Here is a 268-nt window from a genome sequence, read left to right as displayed (position 1 = left end):
AACTAAATCTGCAATAACAGCGACTAATAAAATGATTTGTCCGATTGCCGTTTTTCCTAAGTTATTCTCTTTTAATGTTGGTACAACAACACCTAAAGAAATAGTTGAAATAAATAAAGTCATAAACATTGCATTATCCACGAATCCTAGCCATACGAACAGTAATGATAGGGCATAAGATAAGATGAAAATAAATAAGAAGATAATGCTTGCTGCTTGGAATGTGTTTGGTTCGTTTGTCGTATTCTTTTTCCCTTTTTGTTTAAAG

The 268-nt window shown here is 31.7% G+C and carries 1 protein-coding gene; it reads right to left on the bottom strand.

Features of this window, described 5'->3' with window-relative positions:
- Positions 1–268 (bottom strand): cation:proton antiporter domain-containing protein (locus KVT11_RS19985; RefSeq protein ID WP_217609160.1); only part of this gene is annotated, 268 nt, incomplete at both ends.

Source organism: Bacillus sp. GbtcB10 (genome assembly GCF_019091365.1).
Classification (GTDB): domain Bacteria; phylum Bacillota; class Bacilli; order Bacillales; family Bacillaceae; genus Bacillus; species Bacillus altitudinis.
This window is presented reverse-complemented; position numbering and strand designations above follow the sequence as displayed.